Raw genomic sequence first — 23801 nt, 5'->3', positions numbered from 1 at the left:
ACCCAGCGTTTCCAAATCCGACCAGTCCATGCACTTGCATCTATCGGTCGAGATCGCTTAAGTGCCGACCCGGCACTCCCGCTGAAGATTTCGAGGACACTCTATGGCCTACAATATCGTCACGATCGCCGGCAGCCTGCGTAAGGACAGCTTTTCGCTCAAGATCGCCAATGCGCTCGCCAAGCTCGCGCCGGCCTCGCTCAAGCTCGAGGTCATCACGCCGGCCGGCATCTCGTTCTTCAACCAGGACCTCGAGGGAGCGCCGCCGGCGGATTGGCTGTCTTTCCGCGAAAAAATCCAGAAATCGGACGGCGTCATCTTCGTCACGCCGGAATACAATCGCGCGATCCCGGGGGTGCTGAAGAACGCCATCGACGTCGCCTCGCGGCCCTATGGCAAGAGCTCGTTCAACGACAAGCCGGTCGGCATCATCGCGAACTCGCCGGGCCCGCTCGGCGGCGTCAGTGCCGCCAAGACGCTCCAGAACATCCTGCCGGGCATTTCCGGCCCGATCATGCAGCAGCCGGAGGCCTATCTGAACGGGGTGGGCGACGCGTTCGATGCCGACGGCAACCTGACCAAGGAGTCCTTGAAGCCGGTGCTCCAGGCCTATATCGACGCGTTTGCGGTGCACGTCGCGAAGCATCACGGCTGAGGCCGCGAACCCCGGGTCTCCGTCATGGCCGGGCAAAAGCGCGAAGCGCGTCTTCGCGCTAGATGTCCCGGCCATCCACGTCTTTGCCAAATTGACGAAGAACGTGGATGCCCGGCACAAGGCCGAGCATGACGGCTGAGCCAGGCATTGGAACGCCAAGCGGGCGGGCAATTAGCACGCCCTTAACCAACCTGTCCCATCTTCCCAGGATGGTCTCCCGCGCGCGCCTGAAATCGATCCTGACCGGTCTTGCCCTCTATGCGATGGCGGCCGCCATCGTCGGCTATTTCGGCGTCAACGCCTATACCGGCAAATACGGCCTCAACGCCCGCCAGGAGCTCGACCAGGAGATCGTGGCGCTGACCAGCGAACTGGCGCAGCTCAAGCGCGAGCGCGCCAGGAGCGAGCAGCGCGTTTCGCTGCTGCGCTCCGCGAAGATCGACCCCGACATGCTGGACGAGCGGGCGCGCTTCCAGCTCGACTACGTCAATCCGCGCGATCTCGTCCGGACGATCCCGGCGAACTGACACGCGAGCGGCACAAGCGCCATTTGCGGGGTTTGCGGTCTGCCGCTGACTCCATCGAGCCAGCGCGATTGCGATATGCAAGCAGCCCGTTGCTTCCTGCGGCTGACGTGAGCGGGTCTGCGATCGGTATTCCACACACGATGCGGGAGTCGGGGAGCTAAATGTTGCCCGATCCGCGTCAAAGATTTTGCAATATTACGATCGCGTTGCAGTGCGGCATAATGAAAGGCGTGCCATGCCGCCGCGGTGCTTTCCAAGGGCGTTTGACTTGGGTTAGACAGGGCTGAAGTTTTCTCTGACCCGGAATTCCCATGGCCGCACCCAAGAAAGCCGCCGCAAGTACTGCACAGGACAAGACCGACGGCGGTTCGCCCCCGGAATTCACCAGAGAGCAGGAGCTCAAGGCGCTCCGCGACATGCTCCTGATCCGGCGGTTCGAGGAAAAGGCCGGCCAGCTCTACGGCATGGGCGCGATCGGCGGCTTCTGCCACCTTTATATCGGCCAGGAGGCCGTGGTGGTCGGGATGCAGATGGCCCTGAAGCCGGGCGATCAGGTCATCACCGGCTATCGCGATCACGGCCATATGCTCGCCACCGGCATGGAGGCCAAAGGCGTCATGGCCGAGCTCACCGGCCGTCGCGGCGGCTATTCCAAGGGCAAGGGCGGCTCCATGCATATGTTCAGCAAGGAGAAGCACTTTTACGGCGGCCACGGCATCGTCGGCGCACAGGTCTCGCTCGGCACCGGGCTCGCTTTCGCCAATCACTATCGCGCAAACGACAATGTCAGCGTCACCTATTTCGGCGACGGCGCGGCCAACCAGGGTCAGGTCTATGAGAGCTTCAACATGGCGGAGCTCTGGAAGCTGCCGGTGATCTACGTCATCGAGAACAACCGCTACGCCATGGGCACTTCGGTCTCGCGCGCCTCGGCGCAGCAGGATTTCTCCAAGCGCGGCGCCTCCTTCAACATTCCCGGCCAGCAGGTCGACGGCATGGACGTCCGCGCCGTGAAGGCCGCCGGCGACGAGGCGGCGGCCTGGTGCCGCGCCGGCAAGGGACCCTTCATCCTGGAGATGCAGACCTACCGTTATCGCGGCCACTCGATGTCCGATCCCGCAAAGTACAGAACGCGCGAGGAGGTCGAAAAAGTCCGCCACGACCAGGATCCGATCGAGCAGGTGCGCAACCGCCTGTTGGCCGCCAAGGTCAGCGAGCAGGATCTGAAGGCGATCGACGCCGAGGTGCGCGACATCGTCAACGCGTCCGCCGATTTCGCCCAGCATGATCCCGAGCCGGATGCCGCCGAGCTCTGGACCGATATTTACCGCTGAACGCGCGCAAGCTTTCTTTTGGAGCCGATATGCCAATTCAAGTGCTGATGCCCGCGTTGTCGCCCACGATGGAGAAGGGCAACCTCTCCAAATGGCTGAAAAAAGAGGGTGAGACGATCAAGTCCGGCGACGTCATCGCCGAGATCGAGACCGACAAGGCGACCATGGAGGTCGAGGCGACCGATGAAGGTACGCTCGGCAAGATCCTGATCCCCGAGGGCACCGCCGACGTTGCCGTGAACACACCGATCGCGACAATTCTGGCCGATGGCGAAAGTGCCGCCGATCTCGCCAAGGCGCCCGCGCCTGCCCAGCAGCAGAAGGCTGCCGAATCCGCAGCCCCTGCCGCCGCGAAGACCGAGGCTCCAGCTCCCAAGGCTGCGCCGGCGCCGCAGGCCGTCGCAGAACCCGACCCGGAAGTGCCCGCAGGCACCGAGATGGTGACGCAGACCATCCGCGAAGCCCTGCGCGATGCTATGGCCGAAGAGATGCGCCGCGACGCCGACGTCTTCGTGATGGGCGAAGAGGTTGCCGAATACCAAGGCGCCTACAAGGTGACGCAAGGGCTGCTTCAGGAATTCGGCGCCAAGCGCGTCATCGACACGCCAATCACGGAGCACGGCTTTGCCGGCATCGGCGTCGGCGCCGCGATGACCGGGTTGAAGCCGATTGTCGAGTTCATGACCTTCAACTTCGCTATGCAGGCGATCGACCAGATCATCAACTCCGCGGCCAAAACGCTCTATATGTCCGGCGGCCAGATGGGCTGCTCCATCGTATTCCGCGGGCCCAACGGCGCCGCTTCCCGCGTGGCCGCCCAGCACAGCCAGGATTATTCGTCCTGGTATTCGAACGTCCCCGGCCTCAAGGTCGTCGCGCCGTTCTCGGCCGCTGATTACAAGGGCCTGCTCAAGGCTGCGATCCGCGATCCCAATCCGGTGATCTTCCTCGAGAACGAAATGCTCTACGGCCACACTGGCGAGGTGCCGAAGCTCGACGATTTCGTGATTCCGATCGGCAAGGCGCGCATCGTGCGCTCCGGCAGCCATGTCACGATCATCTCGTGGTCGAACGGCATGAGCTACGCGCTGAAGGCCGCCGACGAACTCGCCAAGGACGGCATCGAGGCCGAAGTGATCGACCTGCGCACGCTGCGTCCGATGGACACCGACACCATCGTCAACTCCGTCAAGAAGACGGGACGTGCCGTCACGGTGGAAGAGGGCTGGGCCCAGAGCGGTGTCGGCGCCGAGATCGCCGCGCGGATCATGGAGCATGCCTTCGACTATCTGGATGCGCCTGTAACCCGGGTCTCCGGCAAGGACGTGCCGATGCCGTATGCCGCGAACCTGGAAAAGCTCGCGCTGCCTTCGGCTGCCGAAGTGGTCGAGGCCGCCAAAGCCGTCTGCTACAGGTAGACCATGGCGGGTCCGAAGGAGCAGCCATTGCCACCCGACGTCCTCGTCCGCGATGATGCGGTCGAGATCCTGCGCGTGTTCGTGCTGGACGGCGGGCTGTCGATGGCGTTCCAGCGGGCCTTCGACGAGCCCGACATGTGGGGCCTGCTGCTCGTCGATCTCGCCCGTCACGCCGCGCGCGCCTATGCGCGCGAGAGCGAATACACCGAGGAGGACGCGCTGAACCGGATCATCGAGATGTTCCAGGCCGAGATCGAGCGTCCCACCGACACCGGCACCACGACGCCGCGCGGGAAGGGGCACTGACCGTGGCGATCGAAGCCTATCATTTCGATTTCATGCTGGAGGCGATCCGCGAGGCGGAAGCCTCGATCGCGCAAGGCGGCCTGCCGATCGGCGCCGTGCTGACCCGCGACAACAAGGTCATTGCCCGCGGCCACAACAACCGCGTGCAGGAAAACAACCCGATCCTGCACGGCGAGATGAGTTGCCTGCGCGAGGCGGGTGCGATTTCGTTCCACGATACCGTCATGTACACCACGCTGTCGCCATGCGCGATGTGTGCCGGTGCGCTCGCACTGTTCAAGGTGAAGCTCGTGGTGATTGGAGAGTCCGTCACCTTCGAGGGCTCCAAGGACATTCTCGACAAGTTCGGCATCTCCTGGATCGACCTTGCCGACGACCGCTCCATCACCATGATGAAGAATTGGCGTTCCATCCCTGCCAATGAGCGCCTGTGGCAGGGCGACATCGGCAACTAACCTGGTCTGTTCGTCTTCGGTCCGGAGACGGATTTTTGCAAAGTTCTTCTTGAGGTCAGCATGCCCATCAACATCCTGATGCCCGCTCTTTCGCCGACGATGGAGAAGGGCAACCTCGCCAAGTGGCTGAAGAAGGAAGGCGACAAGGTCAAATCCGGCGACATCATCGCCGAGATCGAGACCGACAAGGCGACCATGGAGGTCGAGGCCATCGACGAGGGCACGATCGCCAGGATTCTCGTGCCAGAGGGCACGCAGGACGTGCCTGTCAACGACGTGATCGCGGTGCTGGCCGGCGAGGGCGAGGACGTGAAAGCGGCAGGTGCCGCCAAGCCCAGTGCCTCCGCCGCGCCTCCGAAAGCTGCTGAAGCCCCTGCTGCTGCATCGGCTCCTGCGCCTGCTGCGCCCAAAGCGGCGCCGGTGCCCGCCGCAGCACCTGCACCGCAGGCCGCAGCACCGGCTGCGCAGAGCAACGGCCATGCCGGCCGCGTGTTCTCCTCGCCGCTGGCGCGCCGGCTCGCCAAGGAAGCCGGCGTCGATGTTGCGATGGTGACTGGCACCGGCCCGCATGGCCGCGTGGTGGCACGCGACGTCGAGCAGGCCAAGTCCGGCATTGGCCTGAAGGCTCCCGCGGCGACGCCGTCAGGCGCACCCTCGACCGCGCCGACCATGTCGGACAAGCAGATCCTGGCGCTGTTCGAACCCGGCTCCTACGAGGTCGTCCCGCATGACGGCATGCGCCGCACGATTGCGCAGCGTCTGACCGCGTCGATCCAGAACGTCCCGCACTTCTATCTCACGATCGACTGCGACATCGGCAAGCTGCTCGCCGCGCGCGAGGAGATCAATACGGCTGCTCCCAAGGACAAGGAGAAGAAGCCGCTCTACAAGATCTCGGTCAACGACTTCGTCATCAAGGCGATGGCGGTCGCGCTGCAGAAGATCCCGAATTGCAATGTGAGCTGGACCGAATCCGGCATGGTCAAGCACCACCATTCGGACGTCGGTGTTGCGGTGGCAATGCCCGGCGGCCTGATCACGCCGATTATCCGCAAGGCGGAGACCAAGACGCTGTCGACCATCTCCAACGAGATGAAGGATTTTGCGACACGCGCCCGCTCGCGCAAGCTGAAGCCCGAAGAATATCAGGGCGGCACGACGGCCGTCTCGAATCTCGGCATGTTCGGCATTAGCCACTTCACCGCCGTGATCAATCCGCCGCATGCCACCATCCTCGCAGTCGGCACCAGCGAGGAGCGGCCTGTGGTCCGTGGCGGCAAGATCGAGATCGCGAACATGATGAGCGTGACCCTGTCCTGCGATCACCGCGCCATCGACGGCGCGCTCGGCGCGGAACTGATCGGCGCCTTCAAGCAGCTGATCGAAAATCCCGTCATGATGATGGTCTGACGCGCGGTAGAGGGGGCACCGTTGCATGTCCGTACCCGCTGGCCATGGATGTCGCTGCTGCTTGGAGCAGTCGTCGCGCTCAACCCGATTGGGCTCGATCTTCTTTACTCCGCGTTCTTTGCCAGTGAACAACTGGCACGGAACATCGCCCAGCCGGTCGTGCTGATTGCCTTGGCCGTAATGGCTTTGGCGACGATGCTCGAATGGCTGGTGAGGTCTTTTCTGATCAAGCGCCGCGCCCGCGGCGCCTCTTGAGTTGAATGGGAGCCGCCATGGCCGACACATCCTTCGACATCATCATCATCGGCTCCGGTCCGGGCGGCTATGTCACCGCAATCCGCGCCGCCCAGCTCGGCTTCAAGGTCGCGATCGTCGAGAAATCCTATCTCGGCGGCATCTGCCTGAACTGGGGCTGCATCCCGACCAAGGCGCTGCTGCGCTCGGCCGAGATCTACCACTACATGCAGCACGCCAAGGATTACGGCCTGTCGGCCGACAACGTCTCGTTCGACCCGAAGGCGGTGGTGCAGCGCTCGCGCGGTGTCTCGAAGCGGCTGAACGATGGCGTTGGCTTCCTGATGAAGAAGAACAAGGTCAGCGTGATCTGGGGCGCGGCCTCGATCGATGCGCCCGGCAAAGTTACCGTGAAGAAGTCGGACGTCGAGGGCCCCAAGGGTGCGCTGGGCGAGGGGACGTATCAGGCCAAGCACATCATCATCGCGACCGGCGCGCGGCCGCGGGTGCTGCCGGGCCTCGAACCCGACAAGAAGCTGATCTGGACTTATTTCGAGGCGATGGTGCCGGAGCGGATGCCGAAATCGCTGCTGGTCGTCGGCTCCGGCGCGATCGGCATCGAGTTCGCCTCCTTCTTCCACACCATGAGCTCGGACGTCACCGTGGTCGAAGTGCTGCCGCAGATCCTGCCGGTGGAGGACGCCGAGATCGCAGGCCTCGCCCGCAAGCGTTTCGAGAAGCAGGGCATCAAGATCCTGTCCTCGACCAAGGTGACCAAGCTCGAGAAGAAGGCCGACAGCGTCGTCGCTACCATTGACGACGGCAAGGGCAAGCCTGTGACGACCGAGTTCGAGCGCGTGATCTCGGCGGTCGGCGTCGTCGGCAACATCGAGAACCTTGGACTCGAGAAGCTCGGCGTGAAAACGGATCGCGGCGTCATCGTGATCGACGGCTACGGCAAGACCAACATCCCCGGCATCTATGCCATCGGCGATGTCGCGGGGCCGCCGATGCTGGCTCACAAGGCCGAACATGAAGGCGTGATCTGCGTCGAGGCGATCAAGGGCCTGCATCCGCACGCCATGGACAAGAACCTGATCCCGGGCTGCACCTATTGTCAGCCGCAGGTGGCCTCCGTCGGCCTCACCGAAGCCAAGGCCAAGGAGAACGGCCGCGAGATCCGCGTCGGCCGCTTCCCCTTCGTCGGCAACGGCAAGGCCATCGCGCTCGGCGAGGACCAGGGCCTGGTCAAGGTGATCTTCGACAAGAAGACCGGCCAGCTGCTTGGCGCCCACATGATCGGCGCGGAGGTCACCGAGCTGATCCAGGGCTACGTCGTCGCCATGAACCTTGAGACCACGGAAGAGGAGCTGATGCACACGGTGTTCCCGCATCCGACCCTGTCGGAGATGATGAAGGAAGCCGTGCTGGATGCGTATGGACGGGTGCTGAATATTTGACGGGCGCGCATCGCCGCCCACCACCGTCATTGCGAGCGAAGCGAAGCAATCCAGACTGCCTCCGCGGAAAGACTCTGGATTGCTCCGCTGCGCTCGCAATGACGAGCGGAGGGATCTGTTTGCAAAACAAGAAGGAAATCACCCCATGCAAGACAACGACAACCTCACCATCGAACGCCCGACCTTCGTCACCCATCTCGAATGCGCGATGGAGGGCGATCATTACGCCGCCGACCAGGTCCACAACCTCTCCAAGGCCGGCAAGCCGCTGCTGGTGCGCTACGACCTTGCCGGTGTGAAGACGGCGCTGACGAAAGACGCGCTCGCCCAGCGCCCCGCCGACATGTGGCGCTACCGCGAGCTTTTGCCGGTGCGTAAATGTCAGGATATCGTCTCGCTCGGCGAGGTCACGACGCCGCTGATCCGGCTGCCCAAGCTCGGTGCAAAACTCGGCGGCGGCGAGATCATCGTCAAGGACGAGGGGCGCTTGCCGACCGGCTCGTTCAAGGCGCGCGGCCTCGTGATGGCGGTGTCGATGGGCAAGGCGCTCGGCATCAAGCATATGGCGATGCCGACCAACGGCAATGCCGGCGCGGCGCTCGCGGCTTATGCGACCTCCTGCGGCATCAAGACCACGATCTTCTGCCCGGCCGATACGCCGGAGGTGAACGTCAGCGAGATCGAGCTGCAGGGCGCCACCGTCTACCGCGTCAACGGCTATATCGACGATTGCGGCAAGATCGTCGGCGAGGGCAAGGCGAAAGTCGGCTGGTTCGACACCTCGACCTTGAAGGAGCCGTACCGCATCGAAGGCAAGAAGACGATGGGGCTCGAACTCGCCGAGCAGCTCGGCTGGGACGTGCCCGACGTGATCTTCTATCCGACCGGCGGCGGCACCGGCCTGATCGGCATGTGGAAGGCGTTCGACGAACTAGAGAAAATCGGCTTCATCGGCAGCAAGCGCCCGCGCATGGTCGCGGTGCAAGCCTCCGGCTGCGCGCCCATGGTGCGCGCCTATGAGGCCGGCACCGAGCATGCGACGCGCTGGGAGGACGCTCACACCATCGCGTCAGGCATTCGCGTGCCGCAGGCGATCGGCGACTTTCTCATTTTGCGCGCGGTGCGGCAGAGCAACGGTTTTGCCATTGCCGTCGACGACGATAAGATCACATCGGCGCTCAGCGAGGTCGCGCGCGAGGAGGGGCTGTTGCTCTGCCCCGAAGGTGCTGCCACCTACGCCGCCTACAAGGACAGCCTCGCCGACGGCCGCGTCAGCAAGTCCGACCGCGTGATGCTGTTCAATTGCGCCACAGGCCTGAAATACCCGCTGCCGCCGGTCACCCGCACGCTCGATCGTCATAAGCCGATCGACTATTCGCAGTTCTAGCGCGGCATTTCGTCCCTTCACGAACGATCCCTCTTCCCGTACGCGGGAAGAGACAAAAACAACAATGACATTGCTGGGAGAAGACAATGAAGGCCGCCTGGGCTGCGCTGATTGCTATTCTCGCTGTTGCAGGCGCCGCGCGCGCCGACGACTATCCCTCGCGTCCCATCACCATCATCGTTCCCTTCGCCGCCGGCGGTCCGTCGGATGCGATGGCGCGAGTGCTTGCCGAGCGGATGCGGACATCGCTTGGGCAGCCGCTGGTGATCGAGAACGTCACCGGCGCGGGCGGCTCGATCGGCGTCGGCCGCGCCGTGCATTCGGCCCCCGACGGCTACACGATCTCGTTCGGCCATCTCGGCACCCACGTCGCCAACGGCGCCGTCTACAAGCTCAATTACGACCTGGTCGCGGACCTGGAGCCGGTGGTGCTGCTGCCGAGCAATCCGATGATCGTCGTCAGCAAGAACGCGGTGCCCGCGACCTCGCTGAAGGAGCTGCTGGACTGGCTGAAGTCGCGACCGTCGCCGCCGACCGCCGGCACCGCCGGCGCGGGCTCAGGTAGCCACATCGCCGGGGTCTACTTCGAGAGCGTCAGCGGCATCAAGCTGCAATACGTACCGTATCGCGGCACCGCGCCCGCCCTGAACGATCTCATTGCCGGCCAGATCGACGTCATCGTCGACCAGACCTCGAACTCCATCAACCAGGTCCGCGCCGGCACCATTCGCGCCTACGCCATCACCGATGACAGGCGCCTGTCGTCGGCGCCCGACATCCCGACGGCGGAGGAGGCGGGCCTGAAGGGCTTCAACATGACGCTCTGGTCCGGCATGTGGGTGCCGAAGGGCACGCCAAAGGCGATCGTCGCCAAGCTCAATGCCGCTGCCGTGGAAGCGCTGAACGATCCCGGCGTGAAGAAGCAGCTCGAAAGTCAGGGGCTTGAGATGACACCCCAGGATCAGCTCACGCCCGAGGCCCTGGGCGCCCGCCAGAAGGCGGAGATCGCGAAGTGGTGGCCAATGATCAAGGCGGCGAACATCAAGGTGGAGTGAGCGCCGTGTCGCCAGGGCTCGGCGCCAGCGTATCACGTCTCGGTTTGATCGGAGCCGGACAGGGCCATCCGCAGACATTCAAGCAGAGCGGGCGTGGAGAACGGCTTCGCCAGAAAGCAGATAGCGCCCGCTTTCAGCGCGCGGTCGCGCACGGCATCGTCGGGAAAAGCCGTCATGAAAATGAAGGGCGTGTGGTGACCAAGGCTGCGCATGTGCGTCAATAGCTCAAGGCCGCCCATCAACGACATCTGCACATCCGCGATCACGCAGGACGTCGTCTTCAGTTCGGCCGATTGAAGAAATTCGTTAGCGGAGCGAAAGATGTTGACCGTGTATCCCCGCGACGTCAGCAGATTATTGGTCGCAAGGCGGACTGATCGATCATCGTCGATGACGGAAATGGCCGAGGGGATTGACAAGATGATCGCTCCTGATCGGGGAGCCGCCGATCACGGTGCCGCACTTGACGAAAGTGAGCCCTTGGAGCGAGCTTGAAAAGCATACTTAGGTTTGCACCTTTCCGCCCGGGCGTGAGATTCCGAGCGCCTCCACCATTCTGACGAGATCGGCCAACGACTTGGCGCCCATTTTCCGCATGATCTGCCCGCGGTAGATCTTGACGGTAATCTCAGCCAATCCGAGCTCGGCAGCGACTTGCTTGTTCATCAGGCCGGACGCCACCAGGGCGAGGATGTCGCGCTGGCGCGCGCTCAAACCCTCGAATCGGGACCGCACTCCCGCGACCGACTCCTCGGCATTGCGTCGCTTGCGATCCCGTTCGATCGCGGCCTGAACCGCATCCAGCATGTCCTGGTCGCGCACCGGCTTGGTCAGAAAATCGATGGCGCCGCTCTTCATGGCCCTGACGGTCATCGGAATATCACCATGACCGGTGATGAAGATAATGGGCGTGTGAATGTTCGCCTTCGCTAGGTCCGACTGCAGGTCAAAGCCGCTTGAGCCCGGCAGGCGGATGTCGAGCACAAGGCAGCTGGGGACCGCCGGTGGCTTGGCTTCCATGATCTCCGCCGCGGAGCCGAAAGCCTCGACCTTGAGGCCGACGGATTGAAAGAGGTTGGTGAGCGCACGGCGCATCGATGGATCGTCGTCGACGATCAAGACGATCGGATCGTCGGAACTCGTCTGCACCGTCGCCACCTTGGGAAGGTCGGTCACGACGTGTCCTCGATCGGCAAGGGCAGGGCAATCTGGAATGTTGCTCCGCTTCCGTCATTGGGGAAGGCCGAGAGCCGGCCCGCATGAGCCTCGATGATCGATCGGCAGATCGACAGTCCCATCCCCAGGCCGCTCGGCTTTGTCGTGAAGAAAGGTGTGAAGATGCGCTCCGTCGCGCCGTCGTCGAGGCCGACCCCGCTGTCTGTCACGATCAGGAGCATGCGGCCTTCGCCGTGCTCGCTCGCCTGGCTGGAGCGGATCGCAAGCTCGCGCGGACGGTCCACATTGGCGTGCATGGCTTCAATCCCGTTCATGACCAGGTTGATCAGCACCTGCTGCAGCTGGATCCGGTCGCCGCAAACGCTGGGTAGAGCGGACGCCAGCTCCATTCGTACCGACACGGCATGGGTGGCAAGCTCGCGGCGGACGAGCGCCACCGTCTCCCTGACGAGCTGGTTCATGTCGACCGGAGCCATCTCGATCTCGGTCTTCTTCGCAAGCGTTCTGATCCGGCGGATCACCTCGCTGGCGCGATTGGCGTCCTCGACGATCCATTCCACGGAACGGCGTGCGGCATTCAGTTGGGCTGGTTCGCGGCCGAGCCATCCGATACAGGCATCCGCATTGGAGATCACGGCGGCCAAGGGCTGATTGATCTCGTGGGCGATCGAGGCCGTGAGTTCGCCGAGCATCGTGACACGCGTCACGTGAGCTAGTTCGGCTTGCGCCTTGCGCAGCGCTTCTTCGGCCTGCTCGGCGCGGATGGCCGCCGTCACGTCGCTGCTGACGCCACGATAGCCGAGAAAGTTGCCGTTCGCGTCGTGCAAGGGCTTGCCGCTGGTGCGCACGTAGATCGGAGATCCGTTGCGATCCTTGCTTCGGTAGACCAGGTCGCGAAAAGGAAGGTGGGCATCGAGCGTCGCGCGATGCCGCTCCCACTTCTCGGGCTCGAGCTCGGCATCGGGTGGAATGTCCCAACGGGCGAGACCGATCACGCCCGTGGGCACGGGACCGGCCGTGTCGGCATGTTCCGAAATCCGTGTGATACGGTGGTCCGGCCCGCTCTCCCAAAACCAGTCCGAGGCGGTTTCGGCATAGTCGCGAAATCGCTGCTCGGACAGCTTGAGCTCGTCAAAGGCTTTTTGCAGCGCTTGTCTGGCGGCAAACTGCTCGGTGACATCGACGTGGGTGCCGATGATTTCCGTGACATCGCCGTCCCCGCCGACGACGGGATGCCCCTCCGTATGGACGTGCCGTACGGAACCGTCCGGACGCACAATCCGAAAATCAACTTCGAAAGGCTGCTTTTGCCGGATTGCCTGACGTTCCACATCGACGATCCGGCGAAAGTCTTCGGCGAGGATCCGTTGTTGGAAAGCCTGCGCCGACAGATCGATCTGGTCCGGGTTGAATCCGAACAGGCGATAGAGTTCGGCCGATCGGTAGGCAAACTCCTGACTGCGCACGTTCCAGGCCCAGCTGCTCGTGTGGCTGAGGCGCTGGGCTTCGGTCAGATACGCTTCGCTGCGACGCAGCCGCTGTTCGGTTTCCTTTGCCGTAGTGACGTCAGTGACCGCTCCGACAAACTCGATGTGGCCGGATCCATGTCTCACCACGCGTGCCACGGAATGGAGATATTTGATGGTTCCATCGGGCATCAGCAGGCGATATTCATGGTCGAAATCGCCGACCTCACGGAAGGCCTGATCAAGGGTCTTGCTGACCGCATTGCGATCTTCCGGATGAATGCGCTGGAAAACGAAATCGAGCGTCGGTTTGACCTGCGGGTCACATTGGAAGATGCGAAAGGTCTCCCTGGACCAGACGGCCTCGCGGGTTGCCAGGCTCAGGCCGAAGCTGCCGGTGCGGCTCAACTCCTGCGCTTGGGCAAGGTAGGCCTCGCTCTGCCGCAGCGCATCCTCCGCCTCCTTGCGCTGGGTGATGTTTTCGCAGGCGACCAGCACGATCGGCGTGCCGTCGCCGCGTCGCATGGCCTTGGCGTTCTCACGGACCCAGAGAACCGAGCCGTCCTTCCGGATCTTGCGAATCTCCCAGGTGTGCGACTGGTCCACGGTTTCCAGGCACAGCCCGACACAGCGACGGACGAAATCGCGGTCCTCTTCGAAAAAGACGTTCAGCACAGATTGGCCGGTCAACTCGGCCGCCGTGTAGCCCAGTTGCGCGGCGCCAAATGTATTTACGTTGAGCACCGTTCCGGCCGGATCGACCATGAAATACATGACCGGATTGTGCTCGAACACTTGTCGCCATTGCTTCACGGCGTCGCGCAGGTCGGCATTGTCCTGCCGCCAGCCTTCCCCAGTCGCGGACTCGCCTTTCCCCGCATTGCCGAGAGATCGAAGCGCCGCAAGGCCGCCGAGCAGGAATTGCGCGGCCGAATTCCCTAGTTTTGCGATCTGGCCAGGCATCATCGCAAGCGTCCCGGCCCGCGTGGGGCAGGGAGAGTAGAGCACTTTGCGACAGCAGGGGCAATTCCCTGATCAAAGCAGGATTCCGCATCGAAAGTTCGCGGGCTCCGTGCAGCTTGCCAGCGTTGCGCCGTCTCGTTGCGAGCGGACGAAACTCCGGTAAATCACCGGACAAACCTATGTATAGGTCGCGCAATCCTAGTCATACGCTGCATTTACCTCCGTACAATTGAGCGGCCCGTCACATGGGGACTAGTCTCACCGGCAATCCAGTGGTGTCGATCGCAACGCTTGAACAGTTGAGTAGCGCGGGGTCGTGCACTCAAGAGGCCAGCTTCGCCTCCGCCGGCGCTGACTTGCCGATGATCTGGTCACGATTGAGAAGCCGCATTTCGTTGACGAACGTGATGATTGTGCATCAGCGCCCGTGGGGATCCTCGACCGTCAGAGGCGCCCATCAGAGGCCAGGAGGAGAGGATCATGTGCGATAAGCCCGAACACTCCGAGCGCCCTTCCGCCGCAAAAAGCTGCGCCGTCTGCAGCGGGAAGTTCGGCCTGATCCGGTATTATTCCTGGCGAGCGCCGCTTTGCTCCCGGAAATGTCTCGATCGCTTCAGAGCGCGCCGCGAACGCGATCGCCGATGGCTGTTTCGGTCTCAGGCGGCGTAAGCACCAGTCACCGGATCCGCTGCGTTCGGCAATTCTGTATCGGGAGGCTGCGCGTTGAACCGTTGTTGCAAGCTCCTCTTGGCGATCACGCTGCCGCTTTCGTTGATGACTGGAGCGGAGGCGGACGAGGCCGGACAGGATGGCGCACATCGTCATCCGCCTCGGGATCTGCTCCTCCACGAGCAGTTCTATTCGAGTTGGCACATGCCGGACAATCCGGTGCTGACTTGCTGCAACAACGCCGACTGCTACCCGACCGAGATACGGCGGGTCGAGGGGGGCATCTACGCGCTGCGCCGGGAAGACGGGAAATACATCCTCATTCCGCCTCAGAAGGTCGAGCGAAACAGGGATAATCCCGACGGCCGCAACCATCTTTGCGCGCCGCCGCCGTCCGCCTCTCTCGTCGACACGGTCTACTGCTTTGCGCTCGGAGGTGCCACATGAGGTTCATATTGGTGAACGGCAGGACCCCTTTTCGCAAAACGTCCTGCCTCTGGTGCTGCGAGGAGATCAGCGGCGGCTATCTACGCGATGCGAAGACGCTGCTGCCCTACTGCGGCTACGAGTGTTACGCGCTTCATGGCGAAGCTGCGCCGCTGATCGAGGGGCGCACACGAGCGGCGTCTTGAGCGGATAGGAGGGCGAAACGGGCGGTGGATTTGCCGTCCGGGCGAGAGGACATCGCGATGAGATTCATGTTCGTCAATCAGGAAGGGCCTCGCCACGGCGGTACCTGCAGCGCGTGCGCGCAGCCGCTGGGCGCGAGTTACGTCCGCCATGTGCCCGCTGAGCGGCGGTACTGCGACTATGATTGCTACCGTCGATATCAGCAGACGGCGGTGGAAATGCTCTGGCCTTACCGCAGTTCGCTCGAAGCGATCACGGTGTCGAGCTGGAACTGGATACTGCAGACGGGCGCGCTCTCGCGCTCGCTGACGGAAGCATTTCTGCGCGCGTACGAACCCTCTGACCACGGAAGGAGGTGACGGCTCGCCAAACGATGCGGACCCGCGCAGAGAGGTCGGTCGCAGTCACTGCATCCAGCTTCACGCCGCGTCCAGCCCCGGCGTCGCGAAGCTAGGGCGCGGCGGCTGCGGCCGATGCCGTCGGCATCGCGCCCCTGTTCGGCGTCGTAACGCGCTGCTCGGACTTCCCCGCGACGACGCTGCTGGCCTCAAACCTCGCACGATAGACCAGCACGTTCTCGATCACGCGCTGGACGTAGTTGCGCGTCTCCGACAGCGGGATGCGCTCGACCCAGTCGACCGGATCGACCTTGGGATCCCTGGGGTCGCCGCGCGCCTGCACCCATTCGCGCACGCGGCCCCGGCCGGCATTGTAGCCGGCGAAGGTCATGATCTGGTTGCCGCGATATTCCGACATGAGCGCACTGAGCTCGGCCGCGCCCATCTGCGTGTTGTAGACGGGATCGGAGACCATCTTGTCCCAGTCATAGGTCAGGCCGAAGCGCTTTGCGGTGTCGCGGCCCGCTTCCGGCGTCACCTGCATCAGCCCGACTGCGTTGGCGGCCGATTTGTCGCGCTGGTCGAACGAGCTTTCGGTGCGCGCCACCGAATAGATCACGCTGGGATCGATCGCGGGCGCCACCTGCTTATGTTCAGGGATGCCGATGGTCGGGAAGGCGTAGTGATCGAGCGCGAGCCCGCGCGCCAGCGCCGACTTGCCGACCTCCAGCATCACGCGCGCATCGTTGCGCCGGCCGGCGAGCTCGCCGAGCGCTTCGAGTGCGGCGACGTCGGTGCTCTCCTTGGCAAAATCCTCGGCGAAGTAAAACACCATGTCGCGCTCACCGACGCCGTAGAGCATGTCGGCGGCGCGCACGCGCTCGTCCGCGGGCGGCGCGTCGACTGCTGCCAGCACGGGCGAGGGCGCACGCAGCTCGATGCGGTCGAGACCGAGCCTGGCGCGGGCGAGCTGGCCGTAATAGGCGGTCGGATAGCGCGCCGCCGCCTGATAGCTCAGGCGCGCATCGGCCGGTGCGTTCATTGCCTCGGCCGCGCGGCCGCGCCAATAATGCGCGCGCGACAGCGCGATCGGATTGGCGGAGCCTTCGTCGATCGCGGCGAAATGCGTCATCGCCGCCTTGGGATCATCGAGATAGCGCAGCGCGATCCAGCCGCACATGAAGTGATAGTCGGCGCGATAGACCTCCATCGCGGGCACGGCTGCCGAGCGCACCAAATCATAGGCGGTTTTGAACTTGCCCTGGTCGAGCAGCTTTCGCGCGAGCAGGCGGCGCTCGCGCCACCAGGCGTCGGTGTCTTGCGCCGCCATCGTATCGGGCGCGGCGGCCAGGATCACCTCGGCCGCGTCGTCGATGCGGTCATTCTGGAGATGCCATTGCGCGCGGCACAGCACATAGCCGAGGTCGCGGCGCGCCTCGGCCGAAATGTCCTCCAGGTAATCCTTGGCCTTGCTGGCCTTGCCAGTGACTGCGGCGCAGGCCTTGACGATCGCGAGCGCATCCTCGCCGAGCCGCTTGGCTGCGCGCCGCGCCCCCGCATAGTCCTTGGCGCCGAGCCGCTTGTCCATGCGGGCGCGATGATCCTCGGCGGTCAGGAGATCGCGGAACGCTTGGTAGGAATCCTCCTCACTGCGCTCGGACAATTCGTCCGTGCGCCAGGCATCGCGCACAAGACGCGCGGCCCTGTCGCTGTCGCCCTCGGTCATTAGCACGCGGGCGAGCGCGAACTTGCCCTTGGCGCTGGTCGGCCGGTCCATCGTGAATTTGTGCACGGTCGCCGCGTCGGCCTTCTCCTGCCACAGCCGCGCCTCGGCGCGGCGGCGGAGCAGCGCGCTGCTCGGCCAGTCCGGATTGGCGGCGAGGAAGGCGGCGTAGCGCTTGAAATTCGCCGTGCTTTCGGAATGGCGCAGCATGAACCAGTCGGCGAGTTTCTGTCCGGCCGGGTCGGCAATGCGGTCGCGCGCCGCGCTGGCGTCCTCGGTCTTGCCCTTCCGCGCGAGATCGATGGCATCCTTCAGCGCGGCGAGATCGCCAGTCAGCGGCGGGGCTGCCGGCTTGTCCGAGGGCGCGTCGTCCTGCTTCTTCGACTTGCGCTTGGCCTCGGCATGCTTGCCGTGCCGCGCCTTGCCGGCGGAGGCGTGGCGCTGCTTGCCGGTTTTCGCCTCATGCGTCTTCTTCGGCGCGGACGATTTGTGACCGCTCTTCGCTGCCAGCTCTGTAGGGATGAAGGCCAAAGCGGCCACGGCAACGACACACGCGAGCGAGCGTAGGCACTGGTTCATTCCGTGGTCCCCCTGCGAAACCAGTACAAACCAAAGTCCGCGACGAGATGCGGCTCGAGAATCAAAACGGCGTCAAAATGGTGACACGACGTCGTTTCGCATCCTGAAGCTGTTCCAACAATGCGGCGAAATACGGATGGAGCCAGGGAACCTGTGCAACGGCGGGGCGAGCGGGTCTCTTAACCTTCATTAACGAATACGGCTCGCGCGACGGTTGCGGCGGTTCAGGACGCCTCGAAGCGGCCAAATTGCGCGTATTCCCGGCGGCAAATCCGTTGTATTGGGTTCCAAAGCCTTTCCCCTTCAGCCCATTGTCCCGCGCCCATGCCGATTTTCAACCAGTCGATCCGGCGCAAGATCGTCGGGATTGCGCTCGGCCTCATCATCCTGATGGTCGTCACCGCGATCCTGTCGATGGTGATGTCCAGCCGCGTCGGCCATCTTCTGGATGAGCTGACCGCGCGGTATATTCCGGCTTACGGCCACCTGGCGCGGTCCAATGTGCGTTCGCTGGAGCGGGCGCTGGCGATGCGGCGCATGGTGATCGCCAAAATGCAAACGCCGCCGGACGAGGAGGGCTTTGCGGCGCGGCTGAAGATCTTCAGGGAAACGGACGCCCAGGTCGAGCAGGAGGCCGAAGCCGCGCGAAAGCTGATCAACGCGATCATCGACGATGAGAGCACACCGTCGGACAACGCGGCACTCGCCCGGATCGAGACGCGCATCGAGAATGCAGTCAAGGAGCTTCGCCGCGAACTCGACGAGGAGGACGCCAAGCTGCTCCGGCTGCTCGATGCCAAGGACTTTGCGGCCACGCGCGACGTGCTCGTCCATGTGGACGCGCTCCGCGATCTCTTCACCCAGCGGATCGATGCGATCCGCGCCGAGATGCTCTCGCAGGTGTTCGTGAGCACCGCGCAGGTGATCCGCCATCAGCGCCAGGCGATCATCGTCTCGGGCATCGTGACCATCCTCGCGGCGATCGTCGGACTTGCCTTTGCGATCATGGTCTCCACCGGGATCACGCGACCGGTCCGGCTCTTGCTGGCCGGCACCCGCGAAGTCGAGGCGGGCCGCTTCGACAAGACCATCAGTGTCTCGACGCAGGACGAGATTGGCGAACTCGCCTCCGCCTTCAATCGCATGGTCGAGCAATTGCGCCAGAACGAGCGCATCCGCGAGACCTTTGGCCGCTACATCGATCCCAAGGTGGTGCAGGGGCTGATTGACCGGCCGGAGGTCGCCGTCGACGGCCAGCGCCGGGTGATGACCATCATGTTCTGAGACATGAGCGGCTTCACCGCGATGAGCGAGGGCATGACCCCGCGCGGCCTGGTCAAGGTGATGAACCACTATTTTACCGTCATGTCCGGTCCGATCAGGAGCAACCGCGGCATCATCGAGAAATATATCGGCGACGCCATCATGGCCTATTGGGGCCCTCCCTTCATCGAGGAGGAAGAGCCGGCGCTGCTCGCAGGCCTTGCTGCGATCGAAATGGCCGATCAGGTGCCCGCGCTGCAGAAGCAATTGCCGGATCTGCTCGGCATCCGCGCCATGCCCGGGCTTTGCGATCTGCGGATCGGCATCGCCACCGGCGAGGTCCTGACCGGCAGCATCGGCTCCGAGCTGATGATGAGCTTCACCGTGATGGGCGACGCCGTGAACCTCGCCTCACGACTGGAGGCCGTCAACAAGACCTATGGCACCCGTATCCTGATCTCGCAGGCGACGGCGGACGCGATCGGCTCGCACCTCGGATTGCGCGAGGTCGACCGTCTTGCGGTCGCCGGCCAGAGCGCGCCGCAAACGATCTTCGAGGTGATGGGCCGGGCAGGCGCACTCACGGCCGCGCATGAGAGCCTGCGTTCTCACTACGCCGAAGGCCTCGCCGCCTATCGCGCCCGCCTCTTCGACGAGGCCCGCGCCGGCTTCAACGCGGCACTTGAAGCCGTCCCAGGCGACGGCCCCTCGCGGGCAATGCTTGCTCGTATCACGCGGTTCGAGGCCCATCCGCCGGACGAGGGCTGGGACGGCGCCTGGCGGTTGGAGCAGAAATAGTCGGCCGCGCGGGAAAAATTGATTCTACTCGATAACGATGTTCGCAGTGACCTATTTCCCGGGCTTAGGTTTGGTGTCCTTGAGGCGTTTGATGGGGACACGCCGATGACAGAACTTGAGAACAGGCTCGAACGGTTCGAGACGCTCACCGCCGAATGCGAGCTGATCGCCAGGCTCGCCACCGACAGCACCAAGCGTGAGTTTTATCTGAAGCTCTCGGAGCGGTATCGCCAGCTGGCGGTGGACATGCGGCAGGCCATAGCGAGCCAAGCTGCGGCCTGACGCCGGCAATCCGTTCTTAACACTTGGCGCGCATCCTCAATGCAGATGCGGGGACGCCTGCGGCGATTTTCCGCAGTGGAAATGCCGGCGCCCGCTGCGGTGCAGCGCGCCTCGCGAGATTGTTTTGTCGTGCCTCACAGGGCGATCCCATGCGCCTCCTTGCGGTCATCATGTTTGGACTCATGACGGCAGCCTGCAACCAGGAGCAGGAGATCACCGGCTCGACCCCGGTGTGCGCGATGCGGAACTTTACCTCCTTCAATCCCCGCGACATGACCCAGTGCGTTGCCGCCTGCAAGGCGTGCGACCACGGCAACACGGTCACCTGCAGCACGTCGTGCACGCTCAAGGGCGCCCGCTGAGCGGCTCCGCCTCCTGGTTCGGGGCCGACGGTGTCTCGACGGTGTTTTGGCACCGGAACGATTCACATGGATCAATCATTGAAAGGATGGCAGGACGCGGAGTCCTTTGGAATGGGTATGCTCGATCCCGGTCGGTTCCTGGTGTCATGCTCTCACTGCGCAGCCTGGCCGATGGCCGCCAATGTAAGACGTTCGAGCTGGTCGGCTTCGCCGAACGAGGTCCGCTTCGTTTGCCCGCGCTGCCGCCGCGAGGAGACCGCGATCATCTCCGCCTCCGGCGAGTTGACGCCGATCCGGCGCGTCGACGTCCCGCCGCGCGACGTCACCGCGGCCTGGGCTCAGGCCCAGCGCCCAAGAGGGCGAGCGTAGCCCGCCGTTTAAGGAGAAGAGGCCGAGCGCAGCCAGCTGAGGGCAAGAGGGCGCGCGTCACCATCCGTCGGGACCTCTGATGAGGCAGTTGGAACTGCCGCGGGAGGTGATCCAAGCAGGTGCAAATGTGCTAGGATCGTCGGCATGAGTTCATCCATGCCCCGTCCAATCCTGCCGCCCCTCGGCGACCGTTTCCGCCTTAACCCGGTCGCGGCGCGCCTTGCGCCGCTGTTCGGCTTCGCGCTGCTGATCGTGTCATGCGCGCTGGCAAGCTTTGCATTCGCCTGTGCCACGCCGTTTGCGGCTTGCGCGGTTGTCGCCGCCGCCATGCTGCCGCTGCGTCCGGCGCTGCTCGTCGTCACGGGCGCCTGGCTGGTGAACCAGGGCATCGGCTTCGGCGCGCTGCACTATCCGATCGACCCCAGCACTATCGCCTGGGGCTTCGTCATCGGCGCTGCTGCGCTGCTATCGACCGCAGCAGCATCGACGGTCCTCCGTAGGCTGCCGCAAGGCCGCACGCCGCTGATGCTTGCGATTGCATTCGTTGCCGCCTACGCGGTCTATGAGTTCGCGCTGCTTGCCGCGACGCCGGTCCTGGGCGGCGAGGGCGCCTTCACCGCCGCCATCGTGACACGGATCGGGCTGACCAGCGCCATCTGGCTCGCCGGCCTCGTCGCCGCCTGTGAGATCGTCCGTCTGGCCGATCCGTTCGGGCGCGCGATGCGGAACGCCTGAGCGCCAACCAAGGCACTGAAGTCCGGTCAGGCCGATAACCGGACCTTTGCCCAGCGCTGCAAGGCGACCGCTGTCCAAACCGTCTCGACAAACCCGAACGGCCAGGCGCCCTGGAGAAAGCCATAGACCCCGCTGAGCGCGCAGGCTGCCGCGAAGGCCAGCACGAAATGCGGTCCGCGCGGCTCGAGCGCGTAAACAGCAGCATCGCACTGATCGCAGTCCGAAGATTGTGATTGCGTCCATCAGCCGGCCGGAGGCTTCGGCTTCTTGGCGACACCGCGGGTGTGGAAGACGGCGGGCCCCATCACCGGCCACAGCGCGGCCGTCGCGGTCAGAACGGTCGCGGCGCACATTGCAGCCAGCACGGACGATCGGATTTTCAAGCCGCGCGTCCGCGATCGACAGACGATCCAGACCCAGGCGCAGACCACGACGGCGATGGACAGTTTCGTCATCAGCCCGTGCGCATGGTCGAGCACCGCGATCAGGCTGCCCACGCTGGCGAGCACGACAGCGGGTAGGGTGAACGGCAGCACACAGCACGCCGTGCAGGCTGCCGCGACAACCGCGGTTGCGAGCGCCGTGCCGGCGGCCTTGCCGCCGCCTGGTTCGACCCTTGGTTCGGTCTGGGCTCCGCAGCCGCATCCTGGCGACGTCTCGGACGAAAGGCTGCAGGACGGTCCTATAACGCTCATGTGATTCTCCTCATGCTTGTGCGCCACGGACCGGATCGCTACGCCCTCAAGCCACTTGAGGTTCAAGCGAAAAGTGAGAGCTCCATGAGAATTGGCGTCCTCGCCAAGACGGCCGGCATTTCGGTTCCCACCATCCGCTACTACGAGAGCATCGGTCTTCTGACGCCGCCGGCGCGCCAGGGCGGCCAGCGCATCTACGGCAGCGACGCTCTCAGGGCGCTCAGCCTTGTCAGGCATTGCCGTGAGCTCGACTTCTCCATCGACGAGACGCGCGACATCCTCGCATCGGTTCAGCGGCGCTTGCCCTGCAGCGATACGAAGACATTTGCAGAGAAGCATCTCGGATCGATCAGGAAGAAAATTGCGGAGTTGCGGACACTGGAAGCGACCATGGCCGCGCTGGTCAGCGGCTGTGAGATGACGTGCAGCGGCAGTGCCGCGCCGGACTGCGTGATCCTGCAGCCAGGATGCGGGCCCGCCTGATCCCGGATAGCGCCTTGAAGTGCACGATGCCGTCGCGGTTGCCTGTCGGGCAAAACACTTGATCATTTCCCGACATGTCCGTGTCAAGCCGGGGCATCCAAAATATTCCGCTTTACCGAAATTCGGAAACGGCGTATGTGTCGCGCATCCCGGCTCATCCTTGAGGGGCGATCTTGTGGTCGTCATGTTCGCGAGCCGGGCTTGCGGTGGACGCGGCAGCGTTCGGTGCGAGTGGCTATGGGCAGGGCGGATTGCTCTCCGTGAGCCCAAGGCTGCGTTCCGACGAGCGGCGCTGCTAGGCTTCGTCTCGTCTGTAAGTTTCCGGCTCCGTCGACAGGGCTGGAAAAACTGCGGCGAAATGGCGAGCCGTGCGTACGGCAAAACCGTGTGGTCCTGGCCGTCGTTGCTACGGTCAAGCTCTTGCGGATGCGGCAGTCGCGTCAACCGGCGCGGTGCCGGTGACTTCTGCGAGGGCGAGGGAGGCCAGAGAGAATTCGGCTCCCGGGAGAGCACGGCATAAGCCGTCCAACCATCGCGCAGGGAAGGCCGAGTGATTGGCTACACCTGTATGCTGCTGTGCGGTTTTCCTTGCGCTACATTTTCGCGCAGCGGACCGCGGGTGCCAGCCGGCACCCGGCCTTCCCTGCGCCCTCTTGGACAAGAGGGTGAAGCGACGAAGCAAAGCTCGGGCGGAATCAGCCGCGAGAACGCGAAGGGTGTCTGCAAGTTGAATCTGCATTGGCGGATGGCGATTGCTGCCCCTTGCTCCGTCATTGCGAGCGCAGCGAAGCGATCCAGAGTCTTTCCGCGGAGGATTCTGGATTGCTTCCGCCTTCGCTAAAGCTTCGGCGGACAAGTCGCTCCGCTCGCAAAGACGATGTGGAGAGAGTGTGCACAACACTTCGATCTGTGGCCTGGACGCAGCGCCCTTGCAGCGCGTCCGGACAGGCGGGGAGATGAAGGCGCCGACTCACCTTGGCTGCGCCTCGTGGTCGCGCCGAAGTTGCAACGCAGGCACGCACCGGAAAC

At 63.9% G+C, this 23801-nt stretch carries 24 protein-coding genes and 2 pseudogenes; 19 read left to right on the top strand and 7 right to left on the bottom strand.

The genetic code is table 11. The features are described 5' to 3' along the window. Positions 1-103: 103 nt before the first annotated feature. The 11 genes from IVB13_RS02140 (at position 104) to IVB13_RS02090 (ending at position 10241) form a co-directional block, all read left to right on the top strand. Positions 104-655: an NADPH-dependent FMN reductase gene (locus tag IVB13_RS02140; RefSeq protein ID WP_085353225.1), complete on the top strand. Its 552-nt coding sequence runs from the start codon at positions 104-106 to the stop codon at positions 653-655. A 209-nt stretch (positions 656-864) separates the two neighbouring features. Continuing rightward, positions 865-1182 (top strand): septum formation initiator family protein, encoded by a 318-nt coding sequence (locus IVB13_RS02135; RefSeq protein WP_007590617.1) that lies wholly within the window; start codon positions 865-867, stop codon positions 1180-1182. 311 nt (positions 1183-1493) lie between these two features. Continuing rightward, the gene (pdhA, locus tag IVB13_RS02130) at positions 1494-2516 is read left to right on the top strand and encodes a pyruvate dehydrogenase (acetyl-transferring) E1 component subunit alpha (RefSeq protein WP_247487507.1); all 1023 of its coding nucleotides are present in this window, start codon (positions 1494-1496) and stop codon (positions 2514-2516) included. A 29-nt stretch (positions 2517-2545) separates the two neighbouring features. After that, positions 2546-3934, top strand: coding sequence for a pyruvate dehydrogenase complex E1 component subunit beta (locus IVB13_RS02125; RefSeq protein ID WP_247369917.1), 1389 nt, complete (start codon positions 2546-2548; stop codon positions 3932-3934). Between the two features lie 3 nt (positions 3935-3937). Further along, a complete protein-coding gene (locus IVB13_RS02120; RefSeq protein ID WP_007590623.1) occupies positions 3938-4240 on the top strand; it encodes a DUF5076 domain-containing protein in 303 nt (100 codons plus the stop codon). A 2-nt stretch (positions 4241-4242) separates the two neighbouring features. Next, positions 4243-4695: a nucleoside deaminase gene (locus IVB13_RS02115; RefSeq protein WP_018458058.1), complete on the top strand. Its 453-nt coding sequence runs from the start codon at positions 4243-4245 to the stop codon at positions 4693-4695. A 60-nt stretch (positions 4696-4755) separates the two neighbouring features. Then, the gene (locus IVB13_RS02110; RefSeq protein ID WP_018458057.1) at positions 4756-6105 is read left to right on the top strand and encodes a pyruvate dehydrogenase complex dihydrolipoamide acetyltransferase; all 1350 of its coding nucleotides are present in this window, start codon (positions 4756-4758) and stop codon (positions 6103-6105) included. 48 nt (positions 6106-6153) lie between these two features. Beyond that, positions 6154-6360, top strand: a complete 207-nt coding sequence (locus IVB13_RS02105; protein WP_247296603.1) for a hypothetical protein — start codon at positions 6154-6156, stop codon at positions 6358-6360. A 17-nt stretch (positions 6361-6377) separates the two neighbouring features. Then, complete coding sequence (lpdA, locus tag IVB13_RS02100) at positions 6378-7799, top strand: dihydrolipoyl dehydrogenase (protein WP_247487505.1); 1422 nt, start codon at positions 6378-6380, stop codon at positions 7797-7799. Between the two features lie 145 nt (positions 7800-7944). Next, complete coding sequence (locus tag IVB13_RS02095) at positions 7945-9186, top strand: threonine synthase (protein WP_247487503.1); 1242 nt, start codon at positions 7945-7947, stop codon at positions 9184-9186. Positions 9187-9272: 86 nt separating this feature from the next. After that, a complete protein-coding gene (locus IVB13_RS02090; RefSeq protein ID WP_085353215.1) occupies positions 9273-10241 on the top strand; it encodes a tripartite tricarboxylate transporter substrate binding protein BugD in 969 nt (322 codons plus the stop codon). A gap of 32 nt (positions 10242-10273) precedes the next feature. On the opposite strand, the gene IVB13_RS02085 is transcribed toward IVB13_RS02090, so the two are convergent. The 3 genes from IVB13_RS02085 to IVB13_RS02075 form a co-directional block, all read right to left on the bottom strand. Next, on the bottom strand, positions 10274-10660 hold the full coding sequence (locus tag IVB13_RS02085) for a response regulator (RefSeq protein WP_247487501.1): 387 nt from the start codon (positions 10658-10660) through the stop codon (positions 10274-10276). A gap of 85 nt (positions 10661-10745) precedes the next feature. Further along, entirely contained in the window at positions 10746-11417 is a 672-nt protein-coding gene (locus IVB13_RS02080; RefSeq protein WP_018458051.1) for a response regulator transcription factor, read from the bottom strand. Continuing rightward, positions 11414-13849: a PAS domain-containing sensor histidine kinase gene (locus IVB13_RS02075; protein ID WP_247487500.1), complete on the bottom strand. Its 2436-nt coding sequence runs from the start codon at positions 13847-13849 to the stop codon at positions 11414-11416. The genes IVB13_RS02080 and IVB13_RS02075 overlap by 4 nt, the downstream gene beginning before the upstream one ends. A 744-nt stretch (positions 13850-14593) precedes the next feature. Here IVB13_RS02075 and IVB13_RS02070 point away from each other — a divergent pair. The 3 genes from IVB13_RS02070 to IVB13_RS02060 all read left to right on the top strand — a co-directional run bounded on the left by IVB13_RS02070 (position 14594) and on the right by IVB13_RS02060 (position 15504). Then, the gene (locus IVB13_RS02070) at positions 14594-14962 is read left to right on the top strand and encodes a hypothetical protein (RefSeq protein WP_247487497.1); all 369 of its coding nucleotides are present in this window, start codon (positions 14594-14596) and stop codon (positions 14960-14962) included. Next, entirely contained in the window at positions 14959-15147 is a 189-nt protein-coding gene (locus IVB13_RS02065) for a hypothetical protein (protein ID WP_039800268.1), read from the top strand. The genes IVB13_RS02070 and IVB13_RS02065 overlap by 4 nt, the downstream gene beginning before the upstream one ends. A 66-nt stretch (positions 15148-15213) precedes the next feature. Further along, entirely contained in the window at positions 15214-15504 is a 291-nt protein-coding gene (locus IVB13_RS02060; protein ID WP_231188451.1) for a hypothetical protein, read from the top strand. Between the two features lie 91 nt (positions 15505-15595). On the opposite strand, the gene IVB13_RS02055 is transcribed toward IVB13_RS02060, so the two are convergent. Continuing rightward, positions 15596-17785: a lytic transglycosylase domain-containing protein gene (locus IVB13_RS02055; RefSeq protein ID WP_247487495.1), complete on the bottom strand. Its 2190-nt coding sequence runs from the start codon at positions 17783-17785 to the stop codon at positions 15596-15598. A 324-nt stretch (positions 17786-18109) separates the two neighbouring features. Here IVB13_RS02055 and IVB13_RS02050 point away from each other — a divergent pair. The 3 genes and pseudogenes from IVB13_RS02050 to IVB13_RS02040 all read left to right on the top strand — a co-directional run bounded on the left by IVB13_RS02050 (position 18110) and on the right by IVB13_RS02040 (position 20490). Next, positions 18110-19846 (top strand): annotated as a pseudogene (locus IVB13_RS02050) (adenylate/guanylate cyclase domain-containing protein). A 105-nt stretch (positions 19847-19951) separates the two neighbouring features. After that, entirely contained in the window at positions 19952-20128 is a 177-nt protein-coding gene (locus tag IVB13_RS02045) for a hypothetical protein (RefSeq protein ID WP_018458044.1), read from the top strand. Positions 20129-20277: 149 nt separating this feature from the next. Then, on the top strand, positions 20278-20490 hold the full coding sequence (locus IVB13_RS02040) for a hypothetical protein (protein ID WP_085353209.1): 213 nt from the start codon (positions 20278-20280) through the stop codon (positions 20488-20490). A 152-nt stretch (positions 20491-20642) separates the two neighbouring features. Here IVB13_RS02040 and IVB13_RS02035 read toward each other — a convergent pair whose 3' ends face one another. Then, positions 20643-20816, bottom strand: a complete 174-nt coding sequence (locus IVB13_RS02035) for a hypothetical protein (RefSeq protein ID WP_018458042.1) — start codon at positions 20814-20816, stop codon at positions 20643-20645. A 199-nt stretch (positions 20817-21015) separates the two neighbouring features. Between IVB13_RS02035 and IVB13_RS02030 the strand changes: the two genes are divergently transcribed. Beyond that, positions 21016-21594, top strand: coding sequence for a hypothetical protein (locus tag IVB13_RS02030; RefSeq protein ID WP_247487493.1), 579 nt, complete (start codon positions 21016-21018; stop codon positions 21592-21594). Between the two features lie 26 nt (positions 21595-21620). Here the strand turns inward: IVB13_RS02030 and IVB13_RS02025 are convergent. Next, positions 21621-21837: pseudogene (locus IVB13_RS02025) on the bottom strand (hypothetical protein). Then, positions 21837-22289 carry a hypothetical protein gene (locus IVB13_RS02020; protein WP_247487491.1) on the bottom strand — a complete coding sequence of 151 codons (453 nt, stop codon included), beginning with the start codon at positions 22287-22289 and terminating at the stop codon, positions 21837-21839. Before IVB13_RS02020 ends, IVB13_RS02025 begins: the two are co-directional and overlap by 1 nt. Before the next feature lie 84 nt (positions 22290-22373). Between IVB13_RS02020 and IVB13_RS02015 the strand changes: the two genes are divergently transcribed. Beyond that, positions 22374-22772: a MerR family transcriptional regulator gene (locus IVB13_RS02015; RefSeq protein WP_247487489.1), complete on the top strand. Its 399-nt coding sequence runs from the start codon at positions 22374-22376 to the stop codon at positions 22770-22772. Positions 22773-23801 lie beyond the last annotated feature (1029 nt).

It is taken from the genome of Bradyrhizobium sp. 17, from assembly GCF_023073515.1.
Lineage (GTDB): Bacteria > Pseudomonadota > Alphaproteobacteria > Rhizobiales > Xanthobacteraceae > Bradyrhizobium > Bradyrhizobium canariense_D.
This window is presented reverse-complemented; position numbering and strand designations above follow the sequence as displayed.

Excerpts from the sequence above, each read along its gene's own strand:
- IVB13_RS02140 (WP_085353225.1), top strand. The coding sequence starts at position 104 with ATGGCCTACAATATCGTCACGATCGCCGGCAGCCTGCGTAAGGACAGC.
- IVB13_RS02135 (WP_007590617.1), top strand. The coding sequence starts at position 865 with ATGGTCTCCCGCGCGCGCCTGAAATCGATCCTGACCGGTCTTGCCCTC.
- pdhA (WP_247487507.1), top strand. The coding sequence starts at position 1,494 with ATGGCCGCACCCAAGAAAGCCGCCGCAAGTACTGCACAGGACAAGACC.
- IVB13_RS02125 (WP_247369917.1), top strand. The coding sequence starts at position 2,546 with ATGCCAATTCAAGTGCTGATGCCCGCGTTGTCGCCCACGATGGAGAAG.
- IVB13_RS02120 (WP_007590623.1), top strand. The coding sequence starts at position 3,938 with ATGGCGGGTCCGAAGGAGCAGCCATTGCCACCCGACGTCCTCGTCCGC.
- IVB13_RS02110 (WP_018458057.1), top strand. The coding sequence starts at position 4,756 with ATGCCCATCAACATCCTGATGCCCGCTCTTTCGCCGACGATGGAGAAG.
- IVB13_RS02105 (WP_247296603.1), top strand. The coding sequence starts at position 6,154 with ATGTCGCTGCTGCTTGGAGCAGTCGTCGCGCTCAACCCGATTGGGCTC.
- lpdA (WP_247487505.1), top strand. The coding sequence starts at position 6,378 with ATGGCCGACACATCCTTCGACATCATCATCATCGGCTCCGGTCCGGGC.
- IVB13_RS02095 (WP_247487503.1), top strand. The coding sequence starts at position 7,945 with ATGCAAGACAACGACAACCTCACCATCGAACGCCCGACCTTCGTCACC.
- IVB13_RS02090 (WP_085353215.1), top strand. The coding sequence starts at position 9,273 with ATGAAGGCCGCCTGGGCTGCGCTGATTGCTATTCTCGCTGTTGCAGGC.
- IVB13_RS02075 (WP_247487500.1), bottom strand. The coding sequence starts at position 13,849 with ATGATGCCTGGCCAGATCGCAAAACTAGGGAATTCGGCCGCGCAATTC.
- IVB13_RS02065 (WP_039800268.1), top strand. The coding sequence starts at position 14,959 with ATGAGGTTCATATTGGTGAACGGCAGGACCCCTTTTCGCAAAACGTCC.
- IVB13_RS02060 (WP_231188451.1), top strand. The coding sequence starts at position 15,214 with ATGTTCGTCAATCAGGAAGGGCCTCGCCACGGCGGTACCTGCAGCGCG.
- IVB13_RS02055 (WP_247487495.1), bottom strand. The coding sequence starts at position 17,785 with ATGAACCAGTGCCTACGCTCGCTCGCGTGTGTCGTTGCCGTGGCCGCT.
- IVB13_RS02045 (WP_018458044.1), top strand. The coding sequence starts at position 19,952 with ATGACAGAACTTGAGAACAGGCTCGAACGGTTCGAGACGCTCACCGCC.
- IVB13_RS02040 (WP_085353209.1), top strand. The coding sequence starts at position 20,278 with ATGCGCCTCCTTGCGGTCATCATGTTTGGACTCATGACGGCAGCCTGC.
- IVB13_RS02030 (WP_247487493.1), top strand. The coding sequence starts at position 21,016 with ATGCCCCGTCCAATCCTGCCGCCCCTCGGCGACCGTTTCCGCCTTAAC.
- IVB13_RS02020 (WP_247487491.1), bottom strand. The coding sequence starts at position 22,289 with ATGAGCGTTATAGGACCGTCCTGCAGCCTTTCGTCCGAGACGTCGCCA.
- IVB13_RS02015 (WP_247487489.1), top strand. The coding sequence starts at position 22,374 with ATGAGAATTGGCGTCCTCGCCAAGACGGCCGGCATTTCGGTTCCCACC.